This window comes from Nonomuraea cavernae, assembly GCF_014646355.1.
Lineage (GTDB): Bacteria > Actinomycetota > Actinomycetes > Streptosporangiales > Streptosporangiaceae > Nonomuraea > Nonomuraea cavernae.
This window is the reverse complement of record NZ_BMNH01000029.1, coordinates 19,620-44,631: the sequence shown is the minus strand read 5'-3', so window position 1 is coordinate 44,631 and position 25,012 is coordinate 19,620. Positions and strand designations below refer to the sequence as shown.

The 25,012-nt window shown below is 72.7% G+C and carries 28 protein-coding genes; 14 read left to right on the top strand and 14 right to left on the bottom strand.

Annotated features, from left to right (window positions below):
* Positions 1–8: 8 nt before the first annotated feature.
* The 3 genes from IEY82_RS31950 to IEY82_RS31940 all read right to left on the bottom strand — a co-directional run bounded on the left by IEY82_RS31950 (position 9) and on the right by IEY82_RS31940 (position 3,141).
* Positions 9–1,163 (bottom strand): M20/M25/M40 family metallo-hydrolase, encoded by a 1,155-nt coding sequence (locus IEY82_RS31950; protein ID WP_189127990.1) that lies wholly within the window; start codon positions 1,161–1,163, stop codon positions 9–11.
* The gene (locus tag IEY82_RS31945; RefSeq protein WP_225264201.1) at positions 1,066–1,728 is read right to left on the bottom strand and encodes a zinc-binding metallopeptidase family protein; all 663 of its coding nucleotides are present in this window, start codon (positions 1,726–1,728) and stop codon (positions 1,066–1,068) included. Before IEY82_RS31945 ends, IEY82_RS31950 begins: the two co-directional genes overlap by 98 nt.
* A 261-nt stretch (positions 1,729–1,989) precedes the next feature.
* On the bottom strand, positions 1,990–3,141 hold the full coding sequence (locus IEY82_RS31940) for a pyridoxal-phosphate dependent enzyme (protein ID WP_225264203.1): 1,152 nt from the start codon (positions 3,139–3,141) through the stop codon (positions 1,990–1,992).
* A gap of 78 nt (positions 3,142–3,219) precedes the next feature.
* Here IEY82_RS31940 and IEY82_RS31935 point away from each other — a divergent pair, with 78 nt between their 5' ends.
* Together IEY82_RS31935 and IEY82_RS31930 are read left to right on the top strand one after the other, a co-directional pair.
* Positions 3,220–4,110 (top strand): LysR family transcriptional regulator, encoded by an 891-nt coding sequence (locus IEY82_RS31935; protein WP_189127989.1) that lies wholly within the window; start codon positions 3,220–3,222, stop codon positions 4,108–4,110.
* A gap of 109 nt (positions 4,111–4,219) precedes the next feature.
* Positions 4,220–5,134, top strand: coding sequence for an NHL repeat-containing protein (locus tag IEY82_RS31930; RefSeq protein WP_189127988.1), 915 nt, complete (start codon positions 4,220–4,222; stop codon positions 5,132–5,134).
* 17 nt (positions 5,135–5,151) lie between these two features.
* On the opposite strand, the gene IEY82_RS31925 is transcribed toward IEY82_RS31930, so the two are convergent.
* Complete coding sequence (locus tag IEY82_RS31925) at positions 5,152–5,919, bottom strand: GntR family transcriptional regulator (RefSeq protein ID WP_189127987.1); 768 nt, start codon at positions 5,917–5,919, stop codon at positions 5,152–5,154.
* Positions 5,920–6,083: 164 nt separating this feature from the next.
* Here IEY82_RS31925 and tgmA point away from each other — a divergent pair, with 164 nt between their 5' ends.
* A complete protein-coding gene (tgmA, locus tag IEY82_RS31920) occupies positions 6,084–6,344 on the top strand; it encodes a putative ATP-grasp-modified RiPP (RefSeq protein WP_189127986.1) in 261 nt (86 codons plus the stop codon).
* A 3-nt stretch (positions 6,345–6,347) separates the two neighbouring features.
* Positions 6,348–7,301 (top strand): ATP-grasp ribosomal peptide maturase, encoded by a 954-nt coding sequence (gene tgmB, locus IEY82_RS31915; RefSeq protein ID WP_189127985.1) that lies wholly within the window; start codon positions 6,348–6,350, stop codon positions 7,299–7,301.
* Between the two features lie 59 nt (positions 7,302–7,360).
* On the opposite strand, the gene IEY82_RS31910 is transcribed toward tgmB, so the two are convergent.
* Together IEY82_RS31910 and IEY82_RS31905 are read right to left on the bottom strand one after the other, a co-directional pair.
* On the bottom strand, positions 7,361–7,978 hold the full coding sequence (locus IEY82_RS31910; protein ID WP_189127984.1) for an FMN reductase: 618 nt from the start codon (positions 7,976–7,978) through the stop codon (positions 7,361–7,363).
* A gap of 29 nt (positions 7,979–8,007) precedes the next feature.
* Positions 8,008–9,099: an LLM class flavin-dependent oxidoreductase gene (locus IEY82_RS31905; RefSeq protein ID WP_189128037.1), complete on the bottom strand. Its 1,092-nt coding sequence runs from the start codon at positions 9,097–9,099 to the stop codon at positions 8,008–8,010.
* An 80-nt stretch (positions 9,100–9,179) separates the two neighbouring features.
* On the opposite strand from IEY82_RS31905, the gene IEY82_RS31900 reads away from it, so the two are divergent.
* Positions 9,180–9,875, top strand: a complete 696-nt coding sequence (locus IEY82_RS31900; protein ID WP_189127983.1) for a transglutaminase domain-containing protein — start codon at positions 9,180–9,182, stop codon at positions 9,873–9,875.
* On the opposite strand, the gene IEY82_RS31895 is transcribed toward IEY82_RS31900, so the two are convergent.
* The 7 genes from IEY82_RS31895 to IEY82_RS31865 all read right to left on the bottom strand — a co-directional run bounded on the left by IEY82_RS31895 (position 9,862) and on the right by IEY82_RS31865 (position 16,467).
* On the bottom strand, positions 9,862–10,512 hold the full coding sequence (locus IEY82_RS31895) for an NAD(P)H-binding protein (protein WP_189127982.1): 651 nt from the start codon (positions 10,510–10,512) through the stop codon (positions 9,862–9,864). The two genes, IEY82_RS31900 and IEY82_RS31895, sit on opposite strands and share 14 nt — an antisense overlap.
* A gap of 118 nt (positions 10,513–10,630) precedes the next feature.
* Positions 10,631–11,530, bottom strand: a complete 900-nt coding sequence (locus IEY82_RS31890) for a D-alanyl-D-alanine carboxypeptidase family protein (RefSeq protein ID WP_189127981.1) — start codon at positions 11,528–11,530, stop codon at positions 10,631–10,633.
* Between the two features lie 129 nt (positions 11,531–11,659).
* Positions 11,660–13,156, bottom strand: a complete 1,497-nt coding sequence (locus IEY82_RS31885; RefSeq protein ID WP_189127980.1) for a PhoX family protein — start codon at positions 13,154–13,156, stop codon at positions 11,660–11,662.
* A 121-nt stretch (positions 13,157–13,277) separates the two neighbouring features.
* Positions 13,278–14,753 (bottom strand): NAD-dependent succinate-semialdehyde dehydrogenase, encoded by a 1,476-nt coding sequence (locus IEY82_RS31880; protein ID WP_372459758.1) that lies wholly within the window; start codon positions 14,751–14,753, stop codon positions 13,278–13,280.
* Positions 14,750–15,688 (bottom strand): NAD(P)-dependent oxidoreductase, encoded by a 939-nt coding sequence (locus tag IEY82_RS31875; protein WP_189127979.1) that lies wholly within the window; start codon positions 15,686–15,688, stop codon positions 14,750–14,752. The genes IEY82_RS31880 and IEY82_RS31875 overlap by 4 nt, the downstream gene beginning before the upstream one ends.
* 94 nt (positions 15,689–15,782) lie before the next feature.
* Positions 15,783–16,004, bottom strand: a complete 222-nt coding sequence (locus IEY82_RS31870) for a hypothetical protein (RefSeq protein ID WP_189127978.1) — start codon at positions 16,002–16,004, stop codon at positions 15,783–15,785.
* The gene (locus IEY82_RS31865; protein WP_189128045.1) at positions 15,991–16,467 is read right to left on the bottom strand and encodes a hypothetical protein; all 477 of its coding nucleotides are present in this window, start codon (positions 16,465–16,467) and stop codon (positions 15,991–15,993) included. Before IEY82_RS31865 ends, IEY82_RS31870 begins: the two co-directional genes overlap by 14 nt.
* A 73-nt stretch (positions 16,468–16,540) precedes the next feature.
* On the opposite strand from IEY82_RS31865, the gene IEY82_RS31860 reads away from it, so the two are divergent.
* From IEY82_RS31860 to IEY82_RS31835, 6 genes are read left to right on the top strand one after another with little or no spacing between them, the layout of a single operon-like run.
* Entirely contained in the window at positions 16,541–17,107 is a 567-nt protein-coding gene (locus tag IEY82_RS31860; RefSeq protein WP_225264205.1) for a TetR/AcrR family transcriptional regulator, read from the top strand.
* Between the two features lie 5 nt (positions 17,108–17,112).
* Positions 17,113–18,300 carry a cytochrome P450 gene (locus tag IEY82_RS31855; protein WP_189127976.1) on the top strand — a complete coding sequence of 396 codons (1,188 nt, stop codon included), beginning with the start codon at positions 17,113–17,115 and terminating at the stop codon, positions 18,298–18,300.
* Between the two features lie 13 nt (positions 18,301–18,313).
* Positions 18,314–19,087: an SDR family oxidoreductase gene (locus IEY82_RS31850; RefSeq protein ID WP_189127975.1), complete on the top strand. Its 774-nt coding sequence runs from the start codon at positions 18,314–18,316 to the stop codon at positions 19,085–19,087.
* A complete protein-coding gene (locus tag IEY82_RS31845; RefSeq protein ID WP_189127974.1) occupies positions 19,084–20,400 on the top strand; it encodes a cytochrome P450 in 1,317 nt (438 codons plus the stop codon). Before IEY82_RS31850 ends, IEY82_RS31845 begins: the two co-directional genes overlap by 4 nt.
* On the top strand, positions 20,397–20,588 hold the full coding sequence (locus IEY82_RS31840) for a ferredoxin (protein WP_225264207.1): 192 nt from the start codon (positions 20,397–20,399) through the stop codon (positions 20,586–20,588). The genes IEY82_RS31845 and IEY82_RS31840 overlap by 4 nt, the downstream gene beginning before the upstream one ends.
* A 7-nt stretch (positions 20,589–20,595) precedes the next feature.
* Entirely contained in the window at positions 20,596–21,147 is a 552-nt protein-coding gene (locus IEY82_RS31835; protein WP_189127972.1) for a nuclear transport factor 2 family protein, read from the top strand.
* A gap of 77 nt (positions 21,148–21,224) precedes the next feature.
* On the opposite strand, the gene IEY82_RS31830 is transcribed toward IEY82_RS31835, so the two are convergent.
* Positions 21,225–21,896, bottom strand: coding sequence for a hypothetical protein (locus tag IEY82_RS31830; RefSeq protein ID WP_189127971.1), 672 nt, complete (start codon positions 21,894–21,896; stop codon positions 21,225–21,227).
* Positions 21,897–21,940: 44 nt separating this feature from the next.
* On the opposite strand from IEY82_RS31830, the gene IEY82_RS31825 reads away from it, so the two are divergent.
* From IEY82_RS31825 to IEY82_RS31815, 3 genes are read left to right on the top strand one after another with little or no spacing between them, the layout of a single operon-like run.
* A complete protein-coding gene (locus IEY82_RS31825; RefSeq protein WP_189127970.1) occupies positions 21,941–23,395 on the top strand; it encodes an aldehyde dehydrogenase in 1,455 nt (484 codons plus the stop codon).
* The gene (locus IEY82_RS31820; RefSeq protein WP_189127969.1) at positions 23,392–24,129 is read left to right on the top strand and encodes an SDR family oxidoreductase; all 738 of its coding nucleotides are present in this window, start codon (positions 23,392–23,394) and stop codon (positions 24,127–24,129) included. The genes IEY82_RS31825 and IEY82_RS31820 overlap by 4 nt, the downstream gene beginning before the upstream one ends.
* A complete protein-coding gene (locus tag IEY82_RS31815) occupies positions 24,126–24,992 on the top strand; it encodes an NAD(P)-dependent oxidoreductase (protein ID WP_189127968.1) in 867 nt (288 codons plus the stop codon). The genes IEY82_RS31820 and IEY82_RS31815 overlap by 4 nt, the downstream gene beginning before the upstream one ends.
* Positions 24,993–25,012 lie beyond the last annotated feature (20 nt).

The following is a 25,012-nucleotide window of genomic DNA, read 5'->3' as shown; positions in this document are numbered from 1 at the left end:
ACGGGTCCTCACGAGCAGAAGTCGGCGACGGTGGCGGTGAGGAGGCCGGTCAGGCGGTGCAGGGAGGCGACGTCGGCCCACTCCGTGGCGGCGTGGGCTCCTCCGCCGTCGACCCCGATGAGCAGGCATGGGATGCCTGCCTGGTCCAGCAGGGCGCAGTCGGTCCAGAACGGTTCGGCGCGGATCACGGGCGGCCGGCCGAGCGCCCGCTCGGCGTGCTGGAGCACGGTCCGCACGATCGGCGCCTCCCGGTCGGCCTCGAACGGTTCCCGGTGCAGGCCGCGGTGCAGGCTGTACGAGAAGTCCGGGACCGTGGCGGCGAGCCGGTCCAGGATCGCGGTCAGCTCCGCGTGGACGCCGCCGGCGCTCTCGCCGGGCACGGTGCGTCGCTCCAGGGTGATCCGGCACGACGCCGGATAGGTCGAGGCCTCCTCGCCGCCCCGGATGACCGAGGCGTGCACGGTGCCGGTGCCGAGCAGCGGATGCGCCGCACCCCGGGCCAGGCGTTCGCCGTGCTCCTCCAGGGCGACCAGGAAGTGACCGGCCTTGGCGATGGCGTCGACGCCCAGCTCGGGCCGTGACCCGTGCGCGGCCCTGCCCTCGATCCGCACCTCGAACCAGGCGAACCCCTTGTGCGCCAGCGTCACCTCCAGATCGCTCGGCTCGCTGACGATGGCCGCGTCGGCGGTGAACGTCTCCAGCACCTCCTCCGTGCCCGCGCTGGCGTACTCCTCGTCGGCGACGCAGGCCACGAGCACGTCGCCGCGCAGCGTGCCGCCCTCCGTGGCGCGGGCGGCGGCGATCATCATGGCCGCCAGGCCGCTCTTCATGTCGTACGCGCCCCGGCCGTGCAGCCTGCCGCCGCGGAGCACCGGCTGGAGCGGGTCGCCGTCGTAACCGGCCAGGCCGACGGTGTCCAGATGGCCGTTCAGCATCAGCGAACGGCCGCCGCCGGCGCCGCGCGCGACCGCGACCAGCGAGGGGCGTCCCGGCCGCTTCTCCAGCCGGTGCACCTCGAACCCGCGCGCGGCCAGCCACTCACCGCAGAAATCGGCGATCGCCGCCTCACCCGCCCCGCCGGGCACCAGGGCGGGGTTGACGGAGTCGATGGCGACCAGCCGGGCGAGCAGCTCCACCGGTTCGTCCTGACGCTCGGAGGTCATCGGGGTCCTTCCTGGCGGGCCGTGGTCGCGTCCGGAATCGGGGTCCGCCTCCGGTGACGCCTGTGCGGGGCTCAGCCATGGCCCGCCAGCCGGAGCAGGGCGGTGGCCAGGACGTCGATGCCGTGCGCGCAGGCCTCGGGGGTGGAGTATTCGCGGGGGGGGTGTGGCTGATGCCGTCGTACTCGCCCCGTACGAAGATCATGGCGGTGGGGCAGAGGGCGGCGATCTCCTGGGCGTCGTGGCCCGCGCCGGACAGCAGGGAGAGGTGGGCCAGGCCGTGGTCGTCGGCGGCCTGGGCGATGACCGCGCGCACGTCGTCGTCGAACGGGACGTGGGAGGTCCGGGCCATCCGGCGAGTGGCGACGCTCAGACCGGGCTGCCCCTCCTCCAGCGTGCGCAGGAAGGCCGCGAGGTCCTCCTCGGCGCGGGCCATCAGCCCGTCGTCGGGGTTGCGCAGGTCGACGGTCAGCTCCGCGCGGGCCGGGACGATGTTGGTCAGATCCGGGTGGACGGCCAGGTGCCCGACGGTGGCGCGCAGCTCCCCGTACGCGCCGGAGTCGACCATGGCGCGCAGGTGGGTGACGATCCGGGCGGCGGACAGCCCGGCGTCCGCGCGCAGCTCGGTCGACGCGGACCGCCAGGCCGGCCTGTTCCATCCAGCCGATGACCAGCCGCCGGCCGGCCGCGTCGGCGTCGGTCAGCGCCAGCCGGTTGACGCCGCGCAGGCCGGTGCGCTCGTCGTGGTACGCGCCGATCTCGGCGAGCTCCATCAGCGACCGCCACAGGCGCTCGCCGTTCACGGTGACGCGGTCGTCGGCGCGCACGGTCACGGCTCCCCACCGTGGGGGTTGGCGTCGGCGCCCTCGGTGCTCAGCAGGACCACGGTCGACGCCGGCCCGATCCCCAGCGCGGCCCGGCGTTCACCGGCCGCGTCACCGGTCAGGGCGGCGCGCACGCCCGCCAGGGACGCGGCGCCGCACGGCCCGGAGGAGACGCCGAGCGCGGCGAGGTCGCGGGCCGCGCGGGCGCTGTCGGCGTCGGTGACGGCGATCGCGGCGTCCAGGCCGCCGAGCAGGTACGGCCAGGCCAGGCCGGACGGCGTGCCGCAGTTCAGGCCGGCCATGGAGGTGGGCCGGGTCGCCACGGTGACCGGCCGCCCCTCGGTGAGACTCGCCAGGACGCACGCCGCCACGTCGGGCTCCACGGCCAGCAGCGCCGCCGGGCGCTCTGGGCGGTCGTGCCGCGTCGCGCCGTTCGTGCGGTCCCGCCGTGCCGTCCCGTCGGAGGTGTCCGGGCGGGCGCGATGGTGCGTCACGGCGGCCTGCGCGAGCGACCCCACCCCCACCGGTACGGCGACCAGCCCCGGAGGCTCGGCGCCCGCGGCGCTCAGCTGCGCGTCGACCTCGGCGAACAGCGTGGAGTAGCCCTGCACGATCCAGCCGGGCACCTCCTCGTAGCCGGGCCAGGACGTGTCCTGGACCAGCACGGCCCCCGCCTCGGCCGCGGCCGAGGCGGCCCGGCTCACGGCCTCGTCGTAGCTGCCGGCGACCACCGTGACCCGCGCCCCCTCGCCGGAGATCGCGTCCACGGCGGCCGGATGCACGCCCTCGGCGACGAACACGTGGGCCCGCTGCCCCGACAGCCGTGCCATCCGGGCCACGGCCCGGCCATGGTTGCCATCGGTCGCGGTGACCAGCAGCACGGGTGCGGACCCCGGCGCCCGCCGCGACAGGATCCGGTGAACCGCCCACGACGCGCCGAGCGCCTTGAAGGCGGGCAGGCCCAGCCGGGACGACTCGTCCTTGACGAACACCCGCCCCACCCCCAGCTCCGAGGCAAGGGCCGGCGACTCGGTCAGCCGCGTGGGAGCGTAGCCGTCGAGCGAGGCGTGGAACTCCCGCACCTCGGCGGGGGCCGGCGCGCAGGTCCAGGCGCGGGCGGAAGGTCTCGCGTACCAGTGACCGGTGGAAGGGCTCACGAAGAGCCATGCTTCTGGCTCCGCCTATCATCGGTCCAGCGAATGTTTCCGAACGATAATCGTCACGAAAGCCGACCGATGTTCGATCTGCACCGGCTTCGACTGCTGCGCGAGCTGAAGCACCGGGGCACCCTGGCGGCGGTCGCGACCGCCCTGTCCTACAGCCCGTCCTCCGTCTCCCAGCAGCTCTCGCTGCTCGAATCCGAGGTCGGCGTGCCGCTGCTGGAGCCGGTGGGCCGGCGGGTCCGGCTCACCGAGCAGGCCGAGATCCTCGTCGCCCACACCGAGGCGGTGCTCGAACGCCTCGAACAGGCCGAATCCGACATCGCCACCTCGCTCACCGACCTCACCGGCACCCTCCGCGTCGCGGCCTTCCAGACCGCCTCCCTCGCCCTGGTGCCGGCCGCCCTGACCCTGCTCCGCGACGCTCACCCCCGGCTGCGCGTGCACCTCACCCAGGCCGAGCCCGAGAGGGCGCTGCCCGCGCTGCTGGCCCGCGACTTCGACCTGGTCATCGGCGAGGAGTATCCGGGCGACCCCAACCCGCTGCCCGACGGGCTGGAGGCCGAGGACCTGTGCGACGACCCGCTCCGGCTCGCCGTGCCCGCCGGGCCGGACGTCGCCGGTCTTTCCGCGCTGGCGGGCCATCCGTTCGCCATGGAACCCCCGGACACGGCCGCGGGCCGATGGGCGATGACGCTCTGCCGCGACGCGGGGTTCGAGCCCGACGTCCGGTTCGAATCCACCGATCTGCTGCTGCACGTGCGGCTCGTCGAGCAGGGGCACGCCGCCGCCCTGCTGCCCGATCTCGTGTGGAACGGCCGGCCGCCCACCGTCACCCTGCGGCCGCTGCCGGGCGGCCGGAGCGCGCGCCGCCTCTTCACCGCCGTACGCCGTGGCCGCAGCCGCCACCCCGCCGTCGAGGCCTGCCGCCGAGCCCTCCGCCGGGCGACCACGCCCTCCTGGTGAGAGACGGTTCGTCGCGGCGGCCGGCCCTCGTCCGAGCTTCCTCCAAGGTCCCTGTGAAGGGGGTCTCTGGGTCTTTGCCGCCGCGGCGTCCGGGGGGATCGTGGGCCGCATGAGATCAGCGATCCTCAAGACCGCGCTCTGCGCGCTGCTCGTCACTCTCATCGGCATGCCCGCGCAGGCGGCCACGCTCCCTGACACGTTCGCGCTGCCGGGCGGGTTCCAGCCGGAGGGGATAGCGATCGGTCCCGGTCCCGTCGCCTACTTCGGGTCGCGCGGCACCGGCGACATCTACCGGGCCGACCTGCGTACCGGTAAGGGAGCCGTCTTCAGCCAGGGGCCGGGCACCCCCTCGCTCGGGCTCAAGACCGACGGCCGGGGACGGCTGTTCGTGGCCGGAGGCACCGGCGGCAACGCCCGCGTGATCGACACCCGCACCGGCGCGGTGATCAGGTCGTACGCGCTGGCGACCGCGCCCACGTTCGTCAACGACGTGATCCTGACCCGGGACGCCGCCTGGTTCACCGACTCCGCCGCCCCCGTCCTGTACAAGCTGCCCCTCGGCCGCAAGGGGGCGCTGCCCGCCGAGGCGGTCAGGATCCCGCTCACCGGCGCCATCCAGTACGCCACCGGCACCAACGCCAACGGCATCGTGGCGAGCCCCGACCGCAGGTCGCTCATCATCGTGCAGTCCAACACCGGCAAACTGTTCGAGGTCGACCCGGCCACGGGGGTCACCACGGAGATCGACCTGGGCGGCGAGGTGCTCACCAACGGCGACGGGCTGCTGCTGGACGGCCGGACCCTGTACGCGGTGCAGAACCGGCTCAACACGGTCGCGGTGATCAAACTCGGCCGGGACGGCTCCTCTGGGATGGTCGTCGACCGGCTGACCGACCCGCGCTTCGACGTGCCCACCACGGTCGCCGCCTTCGGCAGCCGCCTCTACCTGCCCAACGCCCGTTTCACCACCCCGCCCACCCCGGACACCCCCTACGACGTGGTCGCCATCCGGCCCGGACGCTGACGGGCTCGCGCGGGCCGTCAGGACAGGCGGAACTCGTGCTCGACGATCTGGTTGTCGGCGGGGGTCACCGTCGTCGTGACCTCGACGGCGCGGCCGGAGGCGGTCCTGCCGACGTGGAAGATGTCGAGCACGCTGCGCTCCGGGCTGATCTCCAGGGCGATGGCCTCGGCGTCGCTGGGGGGCCGGACCATGAGACGTTCGGTGGCCGCCACCTGCTTGAATCCGAGGTCGGCGAGGGCCGACTTGATGCCGCCGACCAGGACGGCTGACGGGTCCTCCAGGGTGCTGCCGCCGGCGATCTCCAGGGGGATCCAGGAGGCGTTGAGCCGGACCGGGATGCGGGAGGCGAGCAGTCTGCGGCGGCGCACCAGGCAGTTGGGCCGGCCGCGCGGCAGTCGGAGAACCTCGGCTATGTGCTCGGGAGGCTCGGCGCGTTCGGTGGTGATCTCGTGCTGGGGTTCGAGGCCGAGGGCCCGGATCTCGGCGTCGAAGGCGCCGCGGGCCTCCTGGCCCTCGCGGATCTCACGGGGGTAGCGGGCCGGCGAGTGTAACAACGGGGGGAGCCAGGTGACCATCGTGCCCCGGCCCTGCCTGGCGGTCACCTTGCCTTCGGCGGCCAGGAGCTGGAGGGCCCGGTTGACCAGACTCCGCGACACCCCGAAGCGTTGGGCCAGCTCGGGCTCGGGCGGCAGCAGGGTCCCCGGCGGATGTCGCCCGTCAAGGATGTCTCGACGCAGGTGGTGGGCGATCTGGCGGAAGTTCGGCTTGCCGAGCCGGTCTATCACACTCCCTGTCTCTCCTCGGCCGTCGTGCCGGAAACATCGGGACACCGCGGCCTATTGACTTGGCGTGTTCGTACGATCACTCTATGAAACGCCAAACGTTTGTTGTTCGTTCGGCAACGAACCCAGGGGTTCTGGTCAACCCCCGAGCCAAGGAGCCTGATGCCATGAGCGTCGCGACGCACCCCGTCCCATGGGGAGTCACCCGGGTGACGGCGTTCGACCCGTCCGCCCCCGTGGACGTGCCGCATGTCGAGCTGGACCCGGTGTCCCAGACCGGCCGCTACTTCGACCCGGCCGGCCGGCCGATCGAGGCGGGCAGGCACGGGAGCGGCAAGGTGACCAGCAGACCCACCAAGACGGCCGCGCCCGGCGGCGACAAGCGCGCCAGGGACGACGACAGCACCCTCGACTACGCCAGCGACTGACCGATGACCGACGCTCCCGTCCTGGTCGTCACCAGTGTCGACGACGCCACGGCCGATCCGGTCGCCCAGCGGTTGTTCGAGCGCGGGGTGCCCGTGGCGCGTCTCGATCCGGCCGACTTCCTCGGTGCCGAGGCCAGGATGTCGGCCAGGTTCGGCAGCCACGGGATGTCCGGCCGGATTCGCACCGCGAGCCGGGAGGTGGAGCTGTGTGGGGTGCGGGCGGTGTGGTGGCGCCGTCCCACCCCCTACCGGGAGCGCGCCGGCCGGCCGGAGCCGATCGCCAGGTTCGCCGTGAACGAGGCCGGCATCGGGTTCGGCGGCGTGCTGGCCGCCCTGCCCGACTGCCTCTGGGTCAACCATCCGTGGCGCAATCACGCCGCCGAGCACAAGCCCGCCCAGCTCGTCACCGCGGCGGCGTGCGGCTTCACCGTGCCCGAGACCCTGGTCACCAACGAGGTGGACGAGGCGCGGGCCTTCGCCGACGGGTACGCGCCGGTCGTCTACAAACCGCTCCGGCATGCCGTGCTGCCGGCCGCCGACGGCCGCGCCGGGATGATCTGGGTCGGCCCGGTCGTCTCCGCGTCGCTCGACGACTCGGTGGCGGGCACGGCCCACATGTTCCAGGCTCAGGTGGACAAGGTCGCCGACGTGCGGGTCACGGTCGTCGGCCGGTGGCTCTTCGCGGTGCGCATCGACGGCGGGCTCCTCGACTGGCGGGCCGACTACGACGCCCTCGCCTACACCCGGATCGGTTGCCCGGCCGAGGTCGAAGCGGCCATCCATCGCTACATGGCGGGCTTCGGGTTGATGTTCGGCGCGTTCGACTTCGCCCTCACCGCCGCCGGCGCGTGGGTGTTCCTGGAGTGCAATCCCAACGGCCAGTGGGCCTGGATCGCCGAGCAGGAGGACGCGGTCGCCGACGCCCTGGCCGACCTCCTGGAGAAAGGGCGGATTTGACCGGCTCGCTTCGGGCAGGCCGGGCGGCGGTCCTGATCGGCGAAGACGTCGCGCGCCGGTCAGGGGCGCAGGGCGGCGAGTTGCTGCTCGAACGGTATGACGTCCTCGAACGCCTCCGGCGCGTTCTGCGCGGGGTGCCGGCGTGTCAGCAGGCCGGCCAGCTCGCCGGCGGCGCGGGCGACGCGGTCCGACAGGACGCCGGTGGCGTCGCCGTCTCCGCCCCAGTCTTCGGAGGCCGCGTAGACGGCGGTGGGCGTCACGATGGCGCGCAGGTAGGCGAAGAGCGGGCGCATCGCGTGCTCCAGCGCGAGCGAGTGGCGGGCGGTGCCTCCGGTCGCGGCGATCAGCACCGGCTTGCCCACCAGCGCGTCGTTGCCGATGACGTCGAAGAACGACTTGAACAGGCCGCTGTAGGAGGCGGTGAAGATCGGCGTGACCGCGATGAGGCCGTCGGCCGACGTCGCCGCGTCGATCACGTCGCGCAGCCGGGCGCCGGCGAAGCCGGTGACGAAGGTGTTGGCGATGTCGCCGGCCAGGTCGCGCAGCTCGATCACGCGTACCTCGACGGCGCCGCCCGCCTCCTCGATCCGCCGCGCGGTCGCCTCCGCGAGCCGGTCGGCGAGCAGGCGGGTCGAGGACGGCTGGGTCAGTCCCGCCGTGACGACGACGAGGTTCATGAAGGTCTCTCCTTCCGGTCGGTACGGGCTCAGCCGGCGGCGGGCTCGGAGGGGCGGGCGGTCAGCAGGGAGGCGTGGGTCGGGGCGCCGGGCACCTCGGCGGGCCGGCCGGCGGCGAACTCCCGGCGCAGCACGGGCACGACCTCCTCACCGAGGATGTCGAGCTGCTCCAGCACGGTCTTCAGCGGCAGACCGGCGTGGTCCATCAGGAACAGCTGGCGCTGGTAGTCGCCGAACGACTCGCGGAACGTCAGTGTCCGGTCGATGACCTGCTGCGGGCTGCCGACCGTGAGCGGCGTCTCCTCGGCGAACTCCTCCAGCGACGGGCCGTGGCCGTAGACCGGGGCGTTGTCGAAGTAGGGGCGGAACTCGCGGACCGCGTCCTGGGAGTTCTTGCGCATGAACACCTGGCCGCCGAGCCCGACGATGGCCTGCTCGGGCGTGCCGTGGCCGTAGTGGGCGTAGCGCCGGCGGTAGAGGGTGATCAGGCGGATGAAGTGCTCCTTCGGCCAGAAGATGTTGTTGGCGAAGAAGCCGTCACCGTAGTAGGCGGCCTGCTCGGCGATCTCGGGGCTGCGGATGGAGCCGTGCCACACGAACGGCGGCACCCCGTCGAGCGGGCGCGGCGTGGAGGTGAAGCCCTGCAACGGAGTGCGGAAGCGGCCCTTCCAGTCGACGACGTCCTCGCGCCACAGCTGGTGCAGCAGCGCGTAGTTCTCGATGGCCAGCGGGATGCCCTGCCGGATGTCCTGGCCGAACCAGGGGTAGACGGGGCCGGTGTTGCCGCGCCCGAGCATGAGGTCCACCCGGCCGTCGGCCAGGTGCTGCAGCATGGCGAAGTCTTCGGCGATCTTCACCGGGTCGTTGGTGGTGATCAGCGTCGTGGCCGTGGAGAGGGTGATGCGCTCGGTCCTGGCCGCGATGAAACCCAGCATGGTCGTGGGGGAGGAGGGCACGAACGGCGGGTTGTGGTGCTCGCCGGTCGCGAACACGTCGAGCCCGACCTCCTCCGCCTTGAGCGCGATGGCCACCATGGCCTTGATGCGCTCATGCTCGGTCGGTGTCCTGCCGGTGGTGGGGTCCATGGTCACGTCGCCCACGCTGAAGATCCCGAACTGCATCATAGTCACCACCCTTGACTGTTGAACTTTTGACAATCAGCTCAGCGCGGTAGCGCGCCCGGTTATTCCACAATCATGCTGTGCCCGCACACCTTCTCGCGCCCTGGCGCCGTCCCGCACCCACCGGACCGCTTCCGTCCTCGGCCGGCAGTTCGTCCCCGACGCGGATCCTGGACTGGCGCCATCCTCGCGTGCTCGCCCTGGCGGCCGAAGCGGGCGCCACGCTCGTCACAGCCCACCGCCTGGTCGCCGCCCGGGTCCGTCCCGTCTACGGGCTCGACGAACGGCAACCTGTCTCGACGACGCTCGCCCTGGGGCGGGGCTCATGCAGCCAGCGGCTCGCGGTCCTGGAGGCCGTGGCCCGCGCGACCGGCATCCCGACGCGGGTCAGAGGGCTGCTGGTGGACGGCCGCTTCTGGTATCCGCGCTTTCCCCGGTCGCGGCCGCTGATCCCGGCGCGGGTCGTGCTGGCCTGGCCGGAGTTCCGTACGGAAGGACGCTGGGTGCCGGTCTCCGAGATCTACGGGGACCTCGGCTCCCTGCGCGACGGTGGCGCGTTCGCCAACGACGGCGGCGAGACGTTGTTCGACGCCGTCGCCCGTACCGCGATCGACTGGGACGGCGCCACTTGCTCCTCGTGCGACCTGTCCGGGCAGGTGCTGGCCGATCTCGGCTACTTCGACGCCCGTGACGACCTGTTCGCGGCGTACGGGCAGACGGTCTGTTCGGTGGTGGCGGTCGCGTCGAGGGTGGTGGTGCGGGTCACAGGGCGTTGATGTCGGCCGGACCGAGGATGCGCTTGGGGGCGCCGTGCTCGGCGACGGTGATCATGGCTCTGCCGATCTGCTCCGTGGTGGTGACGGCCGAAGGCAGGAGCCGCCGCAGCACCGGGTAGAAGGGCACCGTCACCACGTAGGCCAGGCGGTACCACCGCGTCCTCGACGTGATGCCGTGCAGCGGCTGGATGTAGCCCGGGCGGAACATGTACGCCTCCAGCGGCAGCGTCAGCAGGGCGTTCTCGGTGGCGCCCTTGACCCGGGCCCACATCGTGCGACCGTCCGCGTCGGTGCCCGCCCCGGATACGTACACGAAGGTGGAGCCGGGGCTGAGCCGGGCCAGCGTGGTGCCGGCGGACAGGGTGAAGTCGTAGGTGATCCGCCGGTAGTCACGCTCGTTCATGCCGGTGGAGGAGACGCCGAGGCAGAAGAAGCAGGCGTCGTGGCCGGCCAGGTCGCCCTCGATCGGGTCGAGGTCGAGCAGGTCAGCGTGGGTGATCTCGCGCAGTTTGGGGTGCGCCTGCCCGGTGGGCGCGCGGCCGACCGTCAGCACCGCCTCGACCCGGTCGTCGGCCAGGCACTCGCGCAGCACGCCCTGGCCGACCATGCCGGTCGCACCGAAAATGATCACCTTCATGCCGCTCCGTTCCTGGCGCCATGCTAGGCGGCCAGGCCGCGTCAGCGGCGCACCGGGCCCTTCGGCCGGTGCGTGCTCCGCGGCGCACGGCAGGTGGAGCGGCGGGCCCGGCAGGGGCTCACGCCTGGCTCGCTCCCCAGTCCAGCAGCGCCCTGGCCGTGTCGAAGCGGCGGCTGGAGACCGACTCGCCGAGCAGCACGCCGATCAGTAGGCGGCCGTCGCGCTCGCCGGCGAAGGCCAGACTGTAGCCGGCGGCACGGGTGAAGCCGGTCTTCAGGCCGAGGGCTCCGGGCTCGCCGAGCAGCTTGTTGGTGTTGGTCCAGGTGTAGGAGCGGTGGTCGGCGGTCTGCTCCACCGTGTGGACGCGGGTGGCGGTGACCTGCCTCAGCAGCGGGTTCTCCAGCGCCTTCACGGCCAGCAGGGCCTGGTCCTTCGCGGTGGAGTGGCCGTCGCCGGCGGGCATGGGCAGGCCGTCGGCGTTGACGTACTCGGTGTCGGTCATGCCGAGGCGGCGGGCGGTGTCGTTCATCTTGGCCACGAACCCGGGGACGCCCGGACCGTAGGCGCGGGCCAGCGCGTGGGCGGCGTCGGCGCCGGAGGGCAGCATGAGGCCGTACAGGAGCTCACCGACGGGGAGCCGGTCGCCGGCGCGCAGGTAGGCGCTGGTGCCGCCGCCGTTCACGGCGTAGCTGACATCCTCGGGCGCGATCTCCACCAGGTCCGTCGGCTTGGCGGACTGGAGCACGACGTGGGCGGTCATCGTCTTGGTGAGGCTGGCGATCGGCATGCGGGCGTCGGCGTTCGTGCCGAGCAGTTCCCTGCCTGTGGCGGCGTCGAGCAGGTAGGCGGCGCGGCCGTACACGGCGGGCGCGCTCGCGGCGGGCGCCTGTGCGGGCGCCTGGGCGGCGGCGACCGCGGTCGCCGGGCCGGCGGGCTGCGCGTGGGCAGGCGTCGCGAACCCGGCGGCCACGGCGATGGCGCCGGCGCAGAGGGTCAGGCGGGCTTTCCGGTTACGCATACGACACAGAATGCCGCGAAGCTTTGTGTGTTTTTAGGGTAATTATCCCCTTTGTCTGGAGTAAGAGTCCGAAACGCCTTCAGCGGCGGTGAATCCGGGTCAGGTAAATCTTTACCGCTCGGTCCTTCATCAGAGTGGCCCACGTGACCAGGGACCACGAATGGCGTACGTGCGCCCAGGCGGGTCCAGCTCGGCGGTGCTGCCCAGCTGGTTGGCGAACAGCGTGGAGCCGTCGGGGCTGAAACAGGCGCCCGCGAACTCACTGTCGTCGGCGATGTTCACCGCCAGCTCGAACGGCTGCCCGCCACGCGGGTCCAGGCCGATCAGCCGGTTGACGTTGGCCAGGCCCGGCGCCAGCGGGTGCGGGTCGGCGTCCACCGAGGAGGCGTCGTCCTCGCACAGCACGATGCCGCCGCGCGGCGTGAACGTGAGATTGTCGGGCGAATCGAGCTCCTTGCGGCCCGGCGACTCGTACACCAGCACCAGCGTGCCCCCGCGGCCACGGCCGGGCACGTACCGCCAGACCTGGCCGTAGCCCTCCCGGTAGCCGTCAGCGCCGGGAGCGTCACCGTTCTTGGCGTCGCCGCCGCTGGTCGAGTTGAAGAACACGCTGCCGTCGCCGTACCAGCAGCCCTCCAGGCGGTTGAACTTGGCGCCGCCCTTGGCCAGGCCCTGCTGGGTGCAGGTCGCCGCGCCGCCCTCCAGGTCGGGGTCCGGATCGTCGATCGTCACCCACTCGACCGGCAGCCGGGCGCCCATCCGCTGGCCCTCACGGCAGTCGTAGCCGTCGACGCCCTCGATCTTGAGCATCTCCAGCACCCCGCCGGCCGCCAGGTTGCGCGGATCCCTGGGCCGGAACCGGTAGAACCCGTCGGGCTTGCCCGAGTCGTCCTCCGTCTCGTACACGTAGCCGGTGCGCGGGTCGACCGCGACGGCCTCGTGCGAGAAGCGGCCCATCGCGGTGAGCGGCATCGAGGCGGCCGGGCGGCCGGGCACCGGCCCGTTCAGCGGCACCTCGAAGACGTAGCCGTGCTTGCGCTGCCAGCCCTGAGCCGGCCCCGCCGTCGTCTCCTCGCAGGTCAGCCAGCCGCGCTCGTGCAGCATCCGGCCGCCCGCGCAGTTGATGATCGTGCCGTTGAGGCTGACGAAGTGCCTTACCACCTCGCCGCTGCGCGGATCCACCTCCAGCGTGGTGGTGCCGCCCACGCCCAGCTCGTCGTACCTCGCCGAACCGGGCACGTGCACCCGGCCCAGCGGCGAGCCCGGAGGGGTGCGCACCTCGTGGTTGCGGATCAGCCGCACCGTGTGGCGGCGGGTGCCGGGGAACGCGGCCATGCCGTCGTGCGCGATCGGCGTGGCCACCCCGTCGGACATCGGGGTACCGGTCCTGCCCAGCACCACGTACGAGAAGCCGGCGGGGAGCGCCAGCAGCTCCTCGCCGGTGTTGCGCGACGGCGTGCGGCGCAGCGGGCCGTAACCCACCCGGCGCGGATCCGGCGGGGTCCGGCCGGTCTCGGCCCAGGCGGCGTGCGCGCCCAGGGTGTCGATGGCGATGCCGCTGGCCAGCGCGCCACCCGCGGTGGCGAGGCCACGGCCGAGAAAGGTCCGGCGATCGAGCGCGCTCAACTGATTCTCCTCGGGACGGAGGACGACTCCAGGGACACGGAGCGTCCCGCCAGCGTAGACGCGTTGACTCCGCCCCAGGAGGCCCAGACACGCTGCGTTGTCAGACGAGAACCCTGACAGGTCACCAGTCGACGGCGACGTACTTGGTCTCCATGTAGTCGAGCATCCCCTCGTGGCCGCCCTCGCGGCCGATGCCGCTCTGCTTGACGCCGCCGAACGGGGCGGCCGGGTCGCTGACCAGGCCGCGGTTGAGCCCGACCATGCCGGCCTCCAGCCGCTCGGTGACCCGCAGGCCGCGCGCCAGGTCGCCGGTGTAGACGTAGGAGACCAGGCCGAACTCGGTGTCGTTGGCCATCCGGACCGCCTCGTCCTCATCGTCGAAGGAGACGATCGGCGCCACCGGCCCGAACACCTCCTCGCGCAGGATCGGCGCGTCGGGATGGACGTTCACCAGCACGGTCGGGTCGTAGTAGAAGCCGGGCCGGTCGGGCCGGCCACCGCCTGCCAGGGCCTTCGCGCCGCCCTCGAGGCTGCCGCGCACCAGGCTGTGGACCTTGTCCACGGCGTCCTGGTTGACCAGCGGCCCGACCTGGGTGCCCTCCTCGGTGCCGGGGCCGACCACCAGCGCCGACATGCGGGAGGCCAGCCGCCTGGCGAACTCGTCGGCGACCGGCGCCTCGACGTAGAACCGGTTGGCCGCCGTGCACGCCTCACCGGCGTTGCGCATCTTGGCGATCATCGCGCCCTCGATCGCCGCGTCCAGGTCGGCGTCGGCGAACACGACGAACGGGGCGTTGCCGCCGAGCTCCATCGAGGTGTTGACCACCTGGTCGGCCGCCTCGCGCAGCAGCACCCGGCCCACCTCGGTGGAGCCGGTGAAGGACAGCTTGCGCACCCGCGGATCGTGCAGCATGGCCGACACCACCGCGCCGGAGCGGCGGGCGGGCAGCACGTTGACCACGCCCGGCGGCACCCCGGCCGCGCTCAGGATCTCGGCCATGGCCAGCGCGGTGAGCGGCGTGTCACTGGCGGGCTTGAGGATCATGGTGCAGCCCGCCGCCAGCGCGGGCCCCATCTTGCGGGTCGCCATCGCGGCCGGGAAGTTCCACGGCGTCACCAGCACGCAGACGCCGACCGGCTGGTGGAACACGACGATCCGGTTGGCGCCCGACGGGGCCGTGGTGAGCTGTCCCGCGCCGCGCACCGCCTCCTCGGAGTACCAGCGGAAGAACTCGGCCGCGTACGTGACCTCGCCGCGCGCGTCGGGCAGCGCCTTGCCGTTCTCCAGCGAGATGAGCCGGGCCAGGTCCTCGGCCCGTTCGGTCATCAGCTCGAAGGCGGCGCGGAGGATCTCAGCCCGCTCCCGGGGGGCCGTGGCCGCCCAGGAGGCGGCCGCCGCGTGCGCGGCGTCGACGGCGGAGATCGCGTCGTCGGCGGTGCCGTCGGCCACGGCGGCGATGACCTGTCCCGTGGCGGGATCCAGCACGTCGAACCGGCCGCCGTCGCCGGCCGGGACCGCCTGGCCGCCGATGTAGAGCTCGGTGAGCATGATCGTGTCTTCCTTTCCGTACGGGTCGGCGGGCGGCGGGGTGGTCATGAAGGTCGTCCGAGACCGTCGTCCACCGCGACGTCCTCCGGTTCGAGGCGCAGCCCCGAGGCGGCGGCCTGCAGGTCGAGCAGGACGGCGAAGTCCTCGTCCACCCGGCCCGTGCCGACGCTGGCCTGGATGAGCTGCGCGGTGAGCGCGGTGACGGGCATCGGCACGTCCAGGGCGCGGGCGGCGGTCAGGCCGAGGTCGAAGTCCTTGCGCAGCAGGATCGGGGTGAACGTCGGCGTGTAGTCGAGGTGCACGAACGCCGGTGACTTGTAGCGGGTGAACGCCGAGCCCATGACGCTGTCGTTGAGGAACTCCAGGAAGGCGTGCCGCTGGACGCCGCCCTTCTCGGCGAGCACGGTGATCTCGGCCAGCGTCTGGGTGACCACGCCCAGCATCAGGTTGTGCGCGATCTTCACCAGGCGGGCGGTCTCGCCCTCTCCCACATAGGTGACCGACCTCCCGAGCCGCTCCAGGAGAGGGGCGACCTGGTCGTAGGTCTCCCGGTCGCCGGACACCACCAGGCTGAGCGCACCGGCCCGCGCCACCTTGGGGTTGCCGCTGACCGGCGCGGCCAGGTAGGCGACCCCCCTTTCCGCGCAGGCCCGGCGCACCTCGGCCGACGACTCCACGGACACGGTCGAGGAGTCGATCACGACCCCCGGCAGCTCGTCACCCGTGAGCAGCCCGTCGTCGCCGAACAACACCTTCTCCAGGACGGACGCCGTGGAGACCATGGTGAACACCACGTCCCTGTCACGCAGCGCGCCGAGCGACTCCGCGAGCGACGCGCCGTGCTCCTTGAGCGGCTCCGCCTTGGCGATGGTGCGGTTCCAGGCGGTCACGTCCACACCGGCGTCGGCGAGCCGCGCCGCCATGGCGGCTCCCATCCGGCCGGTCCCGATCCAGCCGACCCGGGTCGTTGTCGCATCAGTCATCGGAACTCCTCGGTGAGCGGCCGGGCCGGGCATCGTCAGGTGTCCGGGTGCTCGCTCTCCCTGGAACGTGTCCCGTGTGAATGTGGGCAAACCGTCAGGTGACCTCGCGCAGCGTCCCGATCAGGGCGTCGATCTCCTCCGCCTGGCCGGGCAGCGGGTCGCGCAGGGTCCGCAGCGCGTGGACGACGCCCTCGATCACGCAGCCGGGACGGGTCTCGCTCCCGAAGATCTTCGAGGCCTCGCTGTGGTCTCCGAACGCGGCCAGGTGGACGCCCAGGTTGAGCCGGGCGTTCCCGTCCGTGTCACCGCCCGCCACCTCGCGAGCTCCCAGGTCGAACGCCCGCCGGAAGGCCTCGTCGGCAGCCGCCCGATCGCCCAGCGAGAGCCTGGTGAGACCCGAGGCGTAGACGTGCCAGCTGGCGACGCGCCGGGAGCGCGCCGTACCTGCCGCCGAACAGGTCGAGCAGCCAGGTCTCGCACCACGGCGCGGTGCGTTCGAAGGTGTCGAAGAACAGGGCGACGGGCCGCCTGGCGGCCAGCCGCCGCAGGTCGGCCAGGAACGAGGGCGTCAGCATCTCGGTGGGCGACAGCAGCAGGCGGACATCCTGGTTCGGGAACTTGCCCGCCAGATAGGTGCGGAAGCGTTCCGCCTGCTCGACCGCGGACTCCGCGTCGATGGCGTCCGCCACGGCGCCGACGATCGGCAGCGACTTCATCGTGCCGAGACCGAGCCGCACCGCCGACCAGTCAGTCGTCCCGGAGCCGCCCTTCGCGTACAAGGGCGGTCCTGGAGCCCGGTGGCAGACGGGGAGCCCTTGCCGGGTGGCCCTGGCTGAACTATCGTCTGGACACGTGTCCAACAATGCGCTGACGGAGCCCACCCGGCGGCGGCTGACGCACCGGCAGGCCGACACCGTGCGCCGGCTGACCGACGCGGCCGTCGAGGAGCTGCGCGAGCGGGGCTTCGACGGGCTGACCGTCCGCAACGTGGCCCGCCGGGCGGGTGTCGCGCCGGCCACCGCCTACACCTACTTCTCCTCCAAGAACCACCTCGTCGCCGAGGTGTTCTGGCGCCGCCTGAGCGCCCTGCCGCCGCTAAGGCCGGCCGGCGACCCGGTCCAGGCCGTCTCGGTGCTGCGCGAGATCGCGCTGCTGGTCGCCGACGAGCCGCGGCTCGCCGCCGCCTGCACCGCCGCGCTGCTCGGCGACGACCCCGACGTGCAGGAGCTGCGGTTGCGCATCGGCCTGACCATCCGCCGCAGGCTGCGCGCCGCGCTCGGCCCCGAAGCCGACCGCAAGGTGCTCAACGCGCTCGAAATGGCCTACGCGGGCGCCCTGGTGCAGGCCGGGATGGGCCACATCTCCTACCACGAGACGGCCGACCGCCTGGCCGAAGTCGCCGAGCTGATCGTGAGGTAGCCCGCGTGGACCCGGTCTCCTACAGCCCGTACGACTACGCCGTGCACGACGACCCCTATCCCGTCTACGCCCGGCTGCGGCGGGAGGCCCCCCTCTACCGCAACGACGACCTCGACTTCTGGGCCGTCTCCCGCCACGCCGACGTGGCCGCCGCGTTCCGCGACCACCAGCGCTTCTCCAACGTCAACGGCGTCTCGCTCGACCCCAGCGCGTGGGGTCCCGCCGCGCACCGGACGATGTCCTTCCTGGCCATGGACCCGCCCTCGCACACCCGGATGCGCGCCCTGGTCGCCAAAGGGTTCACCCCGCGCCGGGTGCGCGAGCTGGAGGGCGACATCCTGCGGCTGACCCGCCGCCACCTGACCCCCGCCGTCGCCGCGGGCGGGTTCGACGTGGTGGCCGACTTCGCCGGGAAGCTGCCGATGGACGTCATCTCCGAGCTGATGGGCGTCCCCGAGGCCGACCGTGACGAGCTGCGCCGCCTGGCCGACCTGGTCGTGCACCGCGAGGAGGGCCTGACCGACGTCCCGCCCGCCGGGATGGAGGCGGCGCTCACCCTCGTCGGCTACTACGAGGGGCTGGTCGCCGAGCGCCGCGCGAGACCGGGCGCCGATCTCACCTCCGCGTTGCTGGCCGCCGAGGAGGACGGCGACCGGCTGACCGACGAGGAGATCATCGCCTTCCTGTTCCTCATGGTGGTGGCCGGCAACGAGACGACCACCAAGCTGCTGGCCAACGCGCTCTACTGGGGCCGGCGCAACCCCGCCGAACTGGCCAAACCCTGGAAGGACCCGGCCCGGGTGACCGACTGGGTGGAGGAGACGCTCCGCTACGACCCGTCCAGCCAGATCCTGGCCCGCACCGTCGCGCACGACACCGAGCTGTACGGCACCGCCGTCCCCGCGGAAAGCCGGATGGTGCTCCTCATCGGCGCGGCCAACCGTGACGAGCGGGCGTTCTCCGAACCCGACCGCTACGACCTCGACCGGGACACCTCCGCGCTGATCAGCTTCGGCGGCGGCCGGCACTTCTGCCTGGGCGCCAACCTGGCCAGGCTGGAGGCCCGGATCGCGCTGACCGAGTTCGTCAGGCAGGTCCGCTCCTTCGAGCTCGACGCCGGCCAGGCCGTGCGCGTGCACTCCGTCAACGTCCGTGGTTTCGCCCGACTGCCCATCTCCGTCACCCCCGCCTGAGGATCGAGCTGCCATGCCGCGCTTCGAACCACACCCCTCACGCCGTCCCGCGCTGGTCACCGGAGCCTCCTCCGGCATCGGCGCCGCCACCGCCACCCTGCTCGCCGCCCGAGGGCATCCCGTCGCCCTGGGCGCCCGCCGGGTCGAACGGTGCCGCGAGCTCGCCGAGACCCTGGCCAAGGACGGCGCCGAGGTGTTCGCGCACGTTCTGGACGTCGCCGACTCCGGCTCCGTCGAACGGTTCGTGGCCGCCTCGGCCGCCGCGCTCGGCGCCCCCGAGATCGTCGTCTCCGGCGCGGGCGACGTGAGCGCCGAACGCGTCCACGAGCTCGACTCCGCCGGATTCGCCGCCCAGCTCCAGGTGCACCTGGTGGGCGCGCACCGTCTGGTCTCCCAGGTGGTGCCCGGCATGGTGCGGAACGGCCGGGGCGACGTCGTCCTCGTCTCCTCCGACGTCGTACGGGCACCGCGCCCCCGCATGGGCGCCTACGTGGCGGCCAAGAACGGCCTGGAGGGCATGGCCCGGACGATGCAGATGGAGCTGGAGGGCACCGGCGTGCGGGTCTCGATCGTCCGGCCCGGTCCCACGATGACCGGCATGGGGATGGACTGGGACCCCCAGACGACCGGAGAGGTCCTGGAGGACTGGGTCAGGTGGGGCCTCGCCCGCCACCCGTACTTCCTCAAGCCGGAGAACGTCGCCGCGGTGATCGCCGCCGTCGTCGAGACGCCGCGCGGCACCCACCTGACCCTGGTCGAGGTCCAGCCGGAGGCGAGGAGCCGATGACGCAGCCCAGACTCGTCTCCGGCGGCCCCGACCATCTGGAGGAGCTGCGGGCCGACCCCATCGGCCTGATGCGGCGGGTGCGCGAGGAGTGCGGCGCGGTCGGGGAGTTCCGGCTGGCGGGGCGGCCGGTCGTGCTGCTGTCGGGCGCCGAGGCCAACGAGTTCTTCTTCCGCGCCCCCGACGAGGAGCTCGACCAGGCCGGCGCGTACCCGTTCATGACCCCGATCTTCGGCGAGGGGGTCGTCTTCGACGCCACTCCCGAGCAGCGCAGGGAGGCGCTGCACAACCAGGCGCTCAAAGGTTCCTACCTCAAGGGGCACGCCGCCACGATCGCCGCCGAGGTTGACCGGATGGTCGCCGGCTGGGAGAGCGAGGGGGAGATCGACCTGCTCGACTGGTTCGCCGAGCTGACCATCTACACCTCCTCCGCCTGCCTGATCGGCAGGCGCTTCCGCGAGCAGCTCGACCGGCGCTTCGCCGAGCTCTACCACGACCTGGAGCGCGGCACCGACGCGATCGCCTACGTCGACCCGTACGCCGACATCGACAGCTTCCGGCGGCGCGACGCGGCCCGCGTCCAGCTCGTCGGCCTCGTCGAGGAGATCATGGCCACCCGCACCGCGCCCGCCCGCGAGGATCGCGACCTGCTCGACGTGCTCATGTCCCTCGGCAGGTTCTCCGCCGACCAGATCACCGGGATGTTCATCTCGATGATGTTCGCCGGGCACCACACGACCTCCGGCACCGCGGCCTGGACGCTGATCGAGCTGCTGCGCCACCCCGAGATCATGCGCGCGGTGGTCGCCGAGCTGGACGAGCTGTACGCCGACGGCTCGGAGGTCAGCTTCCAGGCGTTGCGCGAGATCCCGCTGCTCGAATCGGCCGTCAAGGAGGCGCTGCGCCTGCACCCGCCGCTCATCCTGCTGCTCCGGGTGGCCCGGTCGGAGCAGCGGGTGCTCGGCCACCGCATCCCCGAGGGGACCATGGTCGGCTGCTCCCTGGCCGTGTCCAACCGGATCGCCGAGGACTTCCCCGACCCGGACGCCTTCGACCCGTCGCGCTACGCCAAGCCGCGCGAGGAGGACCTGCTGCACCGGTGGACCTGGGTGCCGTTCGGCGCCGGGCGGCACCGCTGCGTGGGCGCCAACTTCGCGATGATCCAGCTCAAGGCGATCTTCTCGGTGCTGCTGCGTGACTGGGAGTTCGCCCTGGCCCAGGACCCCGCGTCCTACCGTGACGACCATTCCAAGATGGTGGTCCAGCTCGCCCGGCCGTGCCGGGTGACCTACCGCAGGAGGCGGCCTTGCGGGTGAGCGTCGACCTCGACCTGTGCCAGGGGCACGCCATGTGCGAGCTGGAGGCGCCCGAGGTCTTCGAGGTGCCGAGGAAGGGCAAGGCGCGGGTCCTCGACCCGCGTCCGCCCGAGACGCTGCGCGACCGGGTCGAGGCCGCCGTCCGCTACTGCCCCACCCAGGCGATCCTGCTCAAGCCGAAGGAGTGACCGCGCCATGCCCAGTTTCCCCCGCAGTGAGCTCGACGAGATGGTCCAGCGCTGGCTCGACGCCAACCGCCGGTGCGAGGAGGCGGGCGACTGGCGCCCGCTGGCCGAGCTCTACACCGAGGACGCCACCTACGGCTGGAACGTCGGCCCCGGCCAGGACTTCATGGCGGTCGGCCGCGACGAGATCCGCGACCTGGTCCTGGGGTCGGAGATGGGCGGCCTGGACGGCTGGACCTACCCGTACCAGCGGGTCCTCGTCGACGACCGCGCCGGTGAGGTGGTCGGGTTCTGGAAGCAGATCGCCGACGCCGAGCGGCCGGGTGGCGGCGCGTACGAGGTGGCGGGCATCGGCGGCAGCTGGTTCCGCTACGGGGGAGACTTCCGGTGGTCGTGGCAGCGCGACTGGTTCGACCTGGGCAACGTCACCTCGCTGTTCGTCGAGATGATGAAGGCGGGCACCCTGTCCGAGGGCATGAAGCGCCGCCTGGACCGGGCCGCCTCCGGGGAGCGGATCCCCGGCTACCACCCGCGGGGCGAGTCGCCGGTCCCGCTCTGGTGAGCCGCTCAGACCGGGATGCGCGGCGTGCTCTGGTGAGCCGCTCAGGCTGGAAGACGCGGCGCGCTGTGGCGGACCGGTCAGGCGGGGATGTGCGGCGTGCCGTCGCGCATCGGCGGGAACCTGAACGTCGCGGCCGTGGTGCCCCGCGTCATCCTGGTGATCTCGGCCTCGCCGACGGGCTCGGTGTCGTCGTCGATGATCACCTCCCAGCGGCAGTGCGGCACCCGGCCGGCGGGCGTCCGGGGCGGCCGGTGCACCGGCCGGATCCGGGCGCGCGGGTTCACCGCCTGGGCGGTCCAGTCGAAGGTGCCGTCCTCGATGTGGTGGCACATGCCCCGGGTCGCGCGCTCCCCGAACGGCTCCACGTCCAGCAGTGCGCCGCAGCTGCGCAACTGGAAGAAGCCGTGGGTCTCCGAGACGAGCTCGTACTCCACGTCCATGTAGTGCTGGGCGAAGCCGGGGTCGAGCTGCAGGCACTTGAAGATGGCCGACACCCCGTCGCCCTCGATCCGCATGATCTCGCGGATCCGCCGGGTGTAGACGGGGCTGGCGCCCTGCCACTCGTCGATGGCGATCTCCTCCACGGCCTGCTGCCCGTACCGCAGGCCGACGGTGATCAGCGCGGACCGGTCGAGCAGGTGGACGATCAGCGCGTACTCGCGGACGAGCCGTACCAGGGCCTCCTTGGACAGGTCCTCGAACCGGAAGTTCGGATCGAATTCTCCGGAATAGTCCTTGCGCTCCGTCATGCGGGCAACTGTAGTCTGGACAGGTGTCCAGAACAACCGGTCGCTTGTTTGGCGACCTCTCGCCCCTCCTGATCGGCGGGGAGCTCGTCTACGGCCCCCGCCGGTTCGGCACCCTCGACCCGGCGACCGGCGACACCCTGGGAGAGGCCACCGACGCCGCCCCCGCCGACCTGGACCACGCGATCGCCGCCGCCCGCCACGCCTTCGACTCCACCCCCTGGGCCACCGACCCCGCCTTCCGGGTGCGCTGCCTGCGCCAGCTGCACGACGCCCTCACCCGCCACGCCGAGGAGCTGCGCGAGCTCACCATCGCCGAGGCGGGCGCCCCCCGCTTCCTGACCCACGGCGCGCAGCTCGACGCGCCCGTCGCCGACCTGGCCTGGATCGCCGACCTCGCCGAGGACTACCTCTGGGAGCACGACCTCGGCCGGGCCGCGCCCATGGGCGTGACCAGCGAGCGCCGCGTCGTCCGCGAGCCCGCGGGCGTCGTCGGCGCCATCACCCCGTGGAACTTCCCCCACCAGCTCAACCTGGCCAAACTCGGCCCGGCGCTCGCCGCGGGCTGCACGCTCGTCCTCAAGGCGGCACCCGACACACCCTGGTGCGCCGCCGCGCTCGCCCTGCTCATCCGCGAGGAGACCGACCTCCCGCCGGGCGTCGTCAACATCGTCACCGGCGCCGACCACGCCCTCGGCGCCCGGCTCTGCGCCGACCCCCGCGTCGACCTGCTCTCCTTCACCGGCTCGACCGCGACCGGTCGCACGGTGATGAGCGCCGCCGCCGGCACCGTCAAGAAGGTCTTCCTGGAGCTCGGCGGCAAGTCCGCGTTCGTCGTGCTCGACGACGCCGACCTCGCCGCCGCCTGCGGCTACGCCGCCTTCGCCGCCGTCACCCACGCCGGTCAGGGCTGCGCCATCACCACCCGCCTGCTCGTCCCGCGCGACAGGTACGCCGAAGCCGCCGATCTCACCGCCGCCACCATGCGCAAGCTGGGCACCGGAGACCCGCGCGACGAGCGCACCGTCTGCGGGCCGGTCATCTCCGCCCGCCAGCGCGACCGCGTCGAGGCGTACCTGAGGCTCGCCGCCGAGGAGGGCGGCGAGTTCGTCACCGGCGGCGGCCGGCCCGAGGGCAGGGACCGCGGCTTCTGGATCGAGCCGACCCTGGTCGCGGGGCTCGCCCCCGGCTCCCGCACGGCCACCGAGGAGATCTTCGGCCCCGTGCTGGTGATCCTGCCGCACGACGGCGACGACGACGCCGTCCGCCTGGCCAACGACTCGCCCTACGGCCTGTCCGGCGCCGTCCACGGCAGCCCCGAACGGGCCCGCGCCGTCGCCCGCCGGCTGCGCACCGGCACCGTCAGCGTCAACGGCGGCATCTGGTACTCCGCCGACATGCCGTTCGGCGGCTACAAGCAGTCGGGCATCGGCAGGGAGATGGGCGTGGCCGGCTTCGAGGAGTACCTGGAGACCAAGGCGATCGCGGAGGGGGTCCGATGAACCGGTTCGACGGCAAGGTGGCCATCGTCACCGGCGCCGCGCAGGGCATCGGCAGGGCGTACGCGCGGGCGCTCGCCGCCGAGGGCGCCGCCGTCGTGGTCGCCGACCTCAGCGAGCGCGGCGCCGCCGTCGCCGACGAGATCAAGGGCCTGTACGTGCGCACCGACGTGTCCGACCCCGGCTCCGTCGCCGCCATGGCCGACGCCGCCGCCGAGCGCTTCGGCGGCATCGACTACCTGGTCAACAACGCCGCCGTCTTCGGCACCATGCGGCTCGACTTCCTGTTCACCGTCGACTGGGACTACTACAAGAGCTTCATGGCGGTGAACCTGGACGGCGCGCTCCTGTGCGCCCGCGCCGTGCACGCCCACATGGCCGAGCGCGGGGGAGGGGCGATCGTCAACCAGTCCTCCACCGCCGCCTGGCAGTACTCCGGCTTCTACGGCCTGGCCAAGGCAGGGGTCAACGCCCTCACCCAGCAGCTCGCGCACGAGCTCGGCGGCCTGGGCATCAGGGTCAACGCCATCGCCCCCGGCCCCATCGACACCGAGGCCAACCGGACGGTCGTGCCCGCCGGCATGGTCGACCGGATCGTCCGCGACAAGCTGGCGCTCAAGCGCGTGGGCACCCCGGACGACCTGGCCGGCATGTGCCTGTTCCTGCTCTCCGACGAGGCCGCCTGGATCACCGGGCAGATCTTCAACGTCGACGGCGGCGAGGTGTTCCGGTCATGACCTACGGCTTCGTCGGCCTCGGCCAGATGGGCGCCCCCATGGCCCGCCACCTGGCCGGTTTCGGCCTCACCGTCCACGACACCCGTGCGGAGGCCATGGCGCCGCTCGTCGAGGCGGGCGCCCGCGCGGCGGCGAGCCCGGCCGAGGTGGCCGCCGCCAGCACGCACGTCTCCGTCATGGTGCGTGACGACGACCAGGTCCGCGAGGTGGTCACCGGGCTGCTGCCCGTCGCCGCTCCCGGCACGGTCGTCGCGATCCACTCCACGATCCGGGCCGGCACCGCCGCCGACCTCGCCGGGCGGGCGCTGCCGTACGGGATCGAGATCGTCGACGCGCCCGTCAGCGGCGGCTTCATGGGCGCCCAGGAAGGCACGTTGGCCGTCATGGCGGGCGGCACCGACGCCGCCTTCGCCCGCTGCGAGCGGCCCTTCGCCGCCTGGGCCGGCCTGGTCCTGCACATGGGCCCCGTCGGCGCGGGCACCCGCGCCAAGCTGGCCCGCAACCTGCTGCACTTCGCCTCCTTCGCCGCCGCCGCCGAAGCGCAGCGGCTGGCTGAGGCCGCCGGCGTCTCACTGCGCAAGCTCGGCCGGGTGGTCAGGCACTCCGACGCCGTCACGGGCGGCCCCGGCGCGATCATGCTCCGCCCCACCACCGCGCCCCTCGACCCCGACGACCCGCTGTACGAGATCATGCGCAACGTCCTCGCCCTCGGCCACAAGGACCTCGACCTCGCCCTGGAGCTCGCGGCCGAGCTGGGCGTCGACACCCCGCTCGCCACGCTCGCCCGCGCCCGCCTCGCCACCGGCCTGGGCCTGAAGCAGCCGGACCCGACCGATCCGGGACGGGAAGGCGGCCGGAGATGACCGATCTGGGACGGGAAGGC

Coding starts and splice junctions, on each gene's coding strand:
- IEY82_RS31935 (WP_189127989.1), top strand. CDS start 3,220: ATGTTCGATCTGCACCGGCTTCGACTGCTGCGCGAGCTGAAGCACCGG.
- IEY82_RS31815 (WP_189127968.1), top strand. CDS start 24,126: ATGACCTACGGCTTCGTCGGCCTCGGCCAGATGGGCGCCCCCATGGCC.
- tgmB (WP_189127985.1), top strand. CDS start 6,348: ATGACCGACGCTCCCGTCCTGGTCGTCACCAGTGTCGACGACGCCACG.
- IEY82_RS31910 (WP_189127984.1), bottom strand. CDS start 7,978: ATGAACCTCGTCGTCGTCACGGCGGGACTGACCCAGCCGTCCTCGACC.
- IEY82_RS31905 (WP_189128037.1), bottom strand. CDS start 9,099: ATGCAGTTCGGGATCTTCAGCGTGGGCGACGTGACCATGGACCCCACC.
- IEY82_RS31945 (WP_225264201.1), bottom strand. CDS start 1,728: ATGGTCGACTCCGGCGCGTACGGGGAGCTGCGCGCCACCGTCGGGCAC.
- IEY82_RS31890 (WP_189127981.1), bottom strand. CDS start 11,530: ATGCGTAACCGGAAAGCCCGCCTGACCCTCTGCGCCGGCGCCATCGCC.
- IEY82_RS31845 (WP_189127974.1), top strand. CDS start 19,084: ATGACGCAGCCCAGACTCGTCTCCGGCGGCCCCGACCATCTGGAGGAG.
- IEY82_RS31830 (WP_189127971.1), bottom strand. CDS start 21,896: ATGACGGAGCGCAAGGACTATTCCGGAGAATTCGATCCGAACTTCCGG.
- IEY82_RS31820 (WP_189127969.1), top strand. CDS start 23,392: ATGAACCGGTTCGACGGCAAGGTGGCCATCGTCACCGGCGCCGCGCAG.
- IEY82_RS31950 (WP_189127990.1), bottom strand. CDS start 1,163: ATGACCTCCGAGCGTCAGGACGAACCGGTGGAGCTGCTCGCCCGGCTG.
- IEY82_RS31880 (WP_372459758.1), bottom strand. CDS start 14,753: ATGACCACCCCGCCGCCCGCCGACCCGTACGGAAAGGAAGACACGATC.
- IEY82_RS31895 (WP_189127982.1), bottom strand. CDS start 10,512: ATGAAGGTGATCATTTTCGGTGCGACCGGCATGGTCGGCCAGGGCGTG.
- tgmA (WP_189127986.1), top strand. CDS start 6,084: ATGAGCGTCGCGACGCACCCCGTCCCATGGGGAGTCACCCGGGTGACG.
- IEY82_RS31875 (WP_189127979.1), bottom strand. CDS start 15,688: ATGACTGATGCGACAACGACCCGGGTCGGCTGGATCGGGACCGGCCGG.
- IEY82_RS31850 (WP_189127975.1), top strand. CDS start 18,314: ATGCCGCGCTTCGAACCACACCCCTCACGCCGTCCCGCGCTGGTCACC.
- IEY82_RS31930 (WP_189127988.1), top strand. CDS start 4,220: ATGAGATCAGCGATCCTCAAGACCGCGCTCTGCGCGCTGCTCGTCACT.
- IEY82_RS31835 (WP_189127972.1), top strand. CDS start 20,596: ATGCCCAGTTTCCCCCGCAGTGAGCTCGACGAGATGGTCCAGCGCTGG.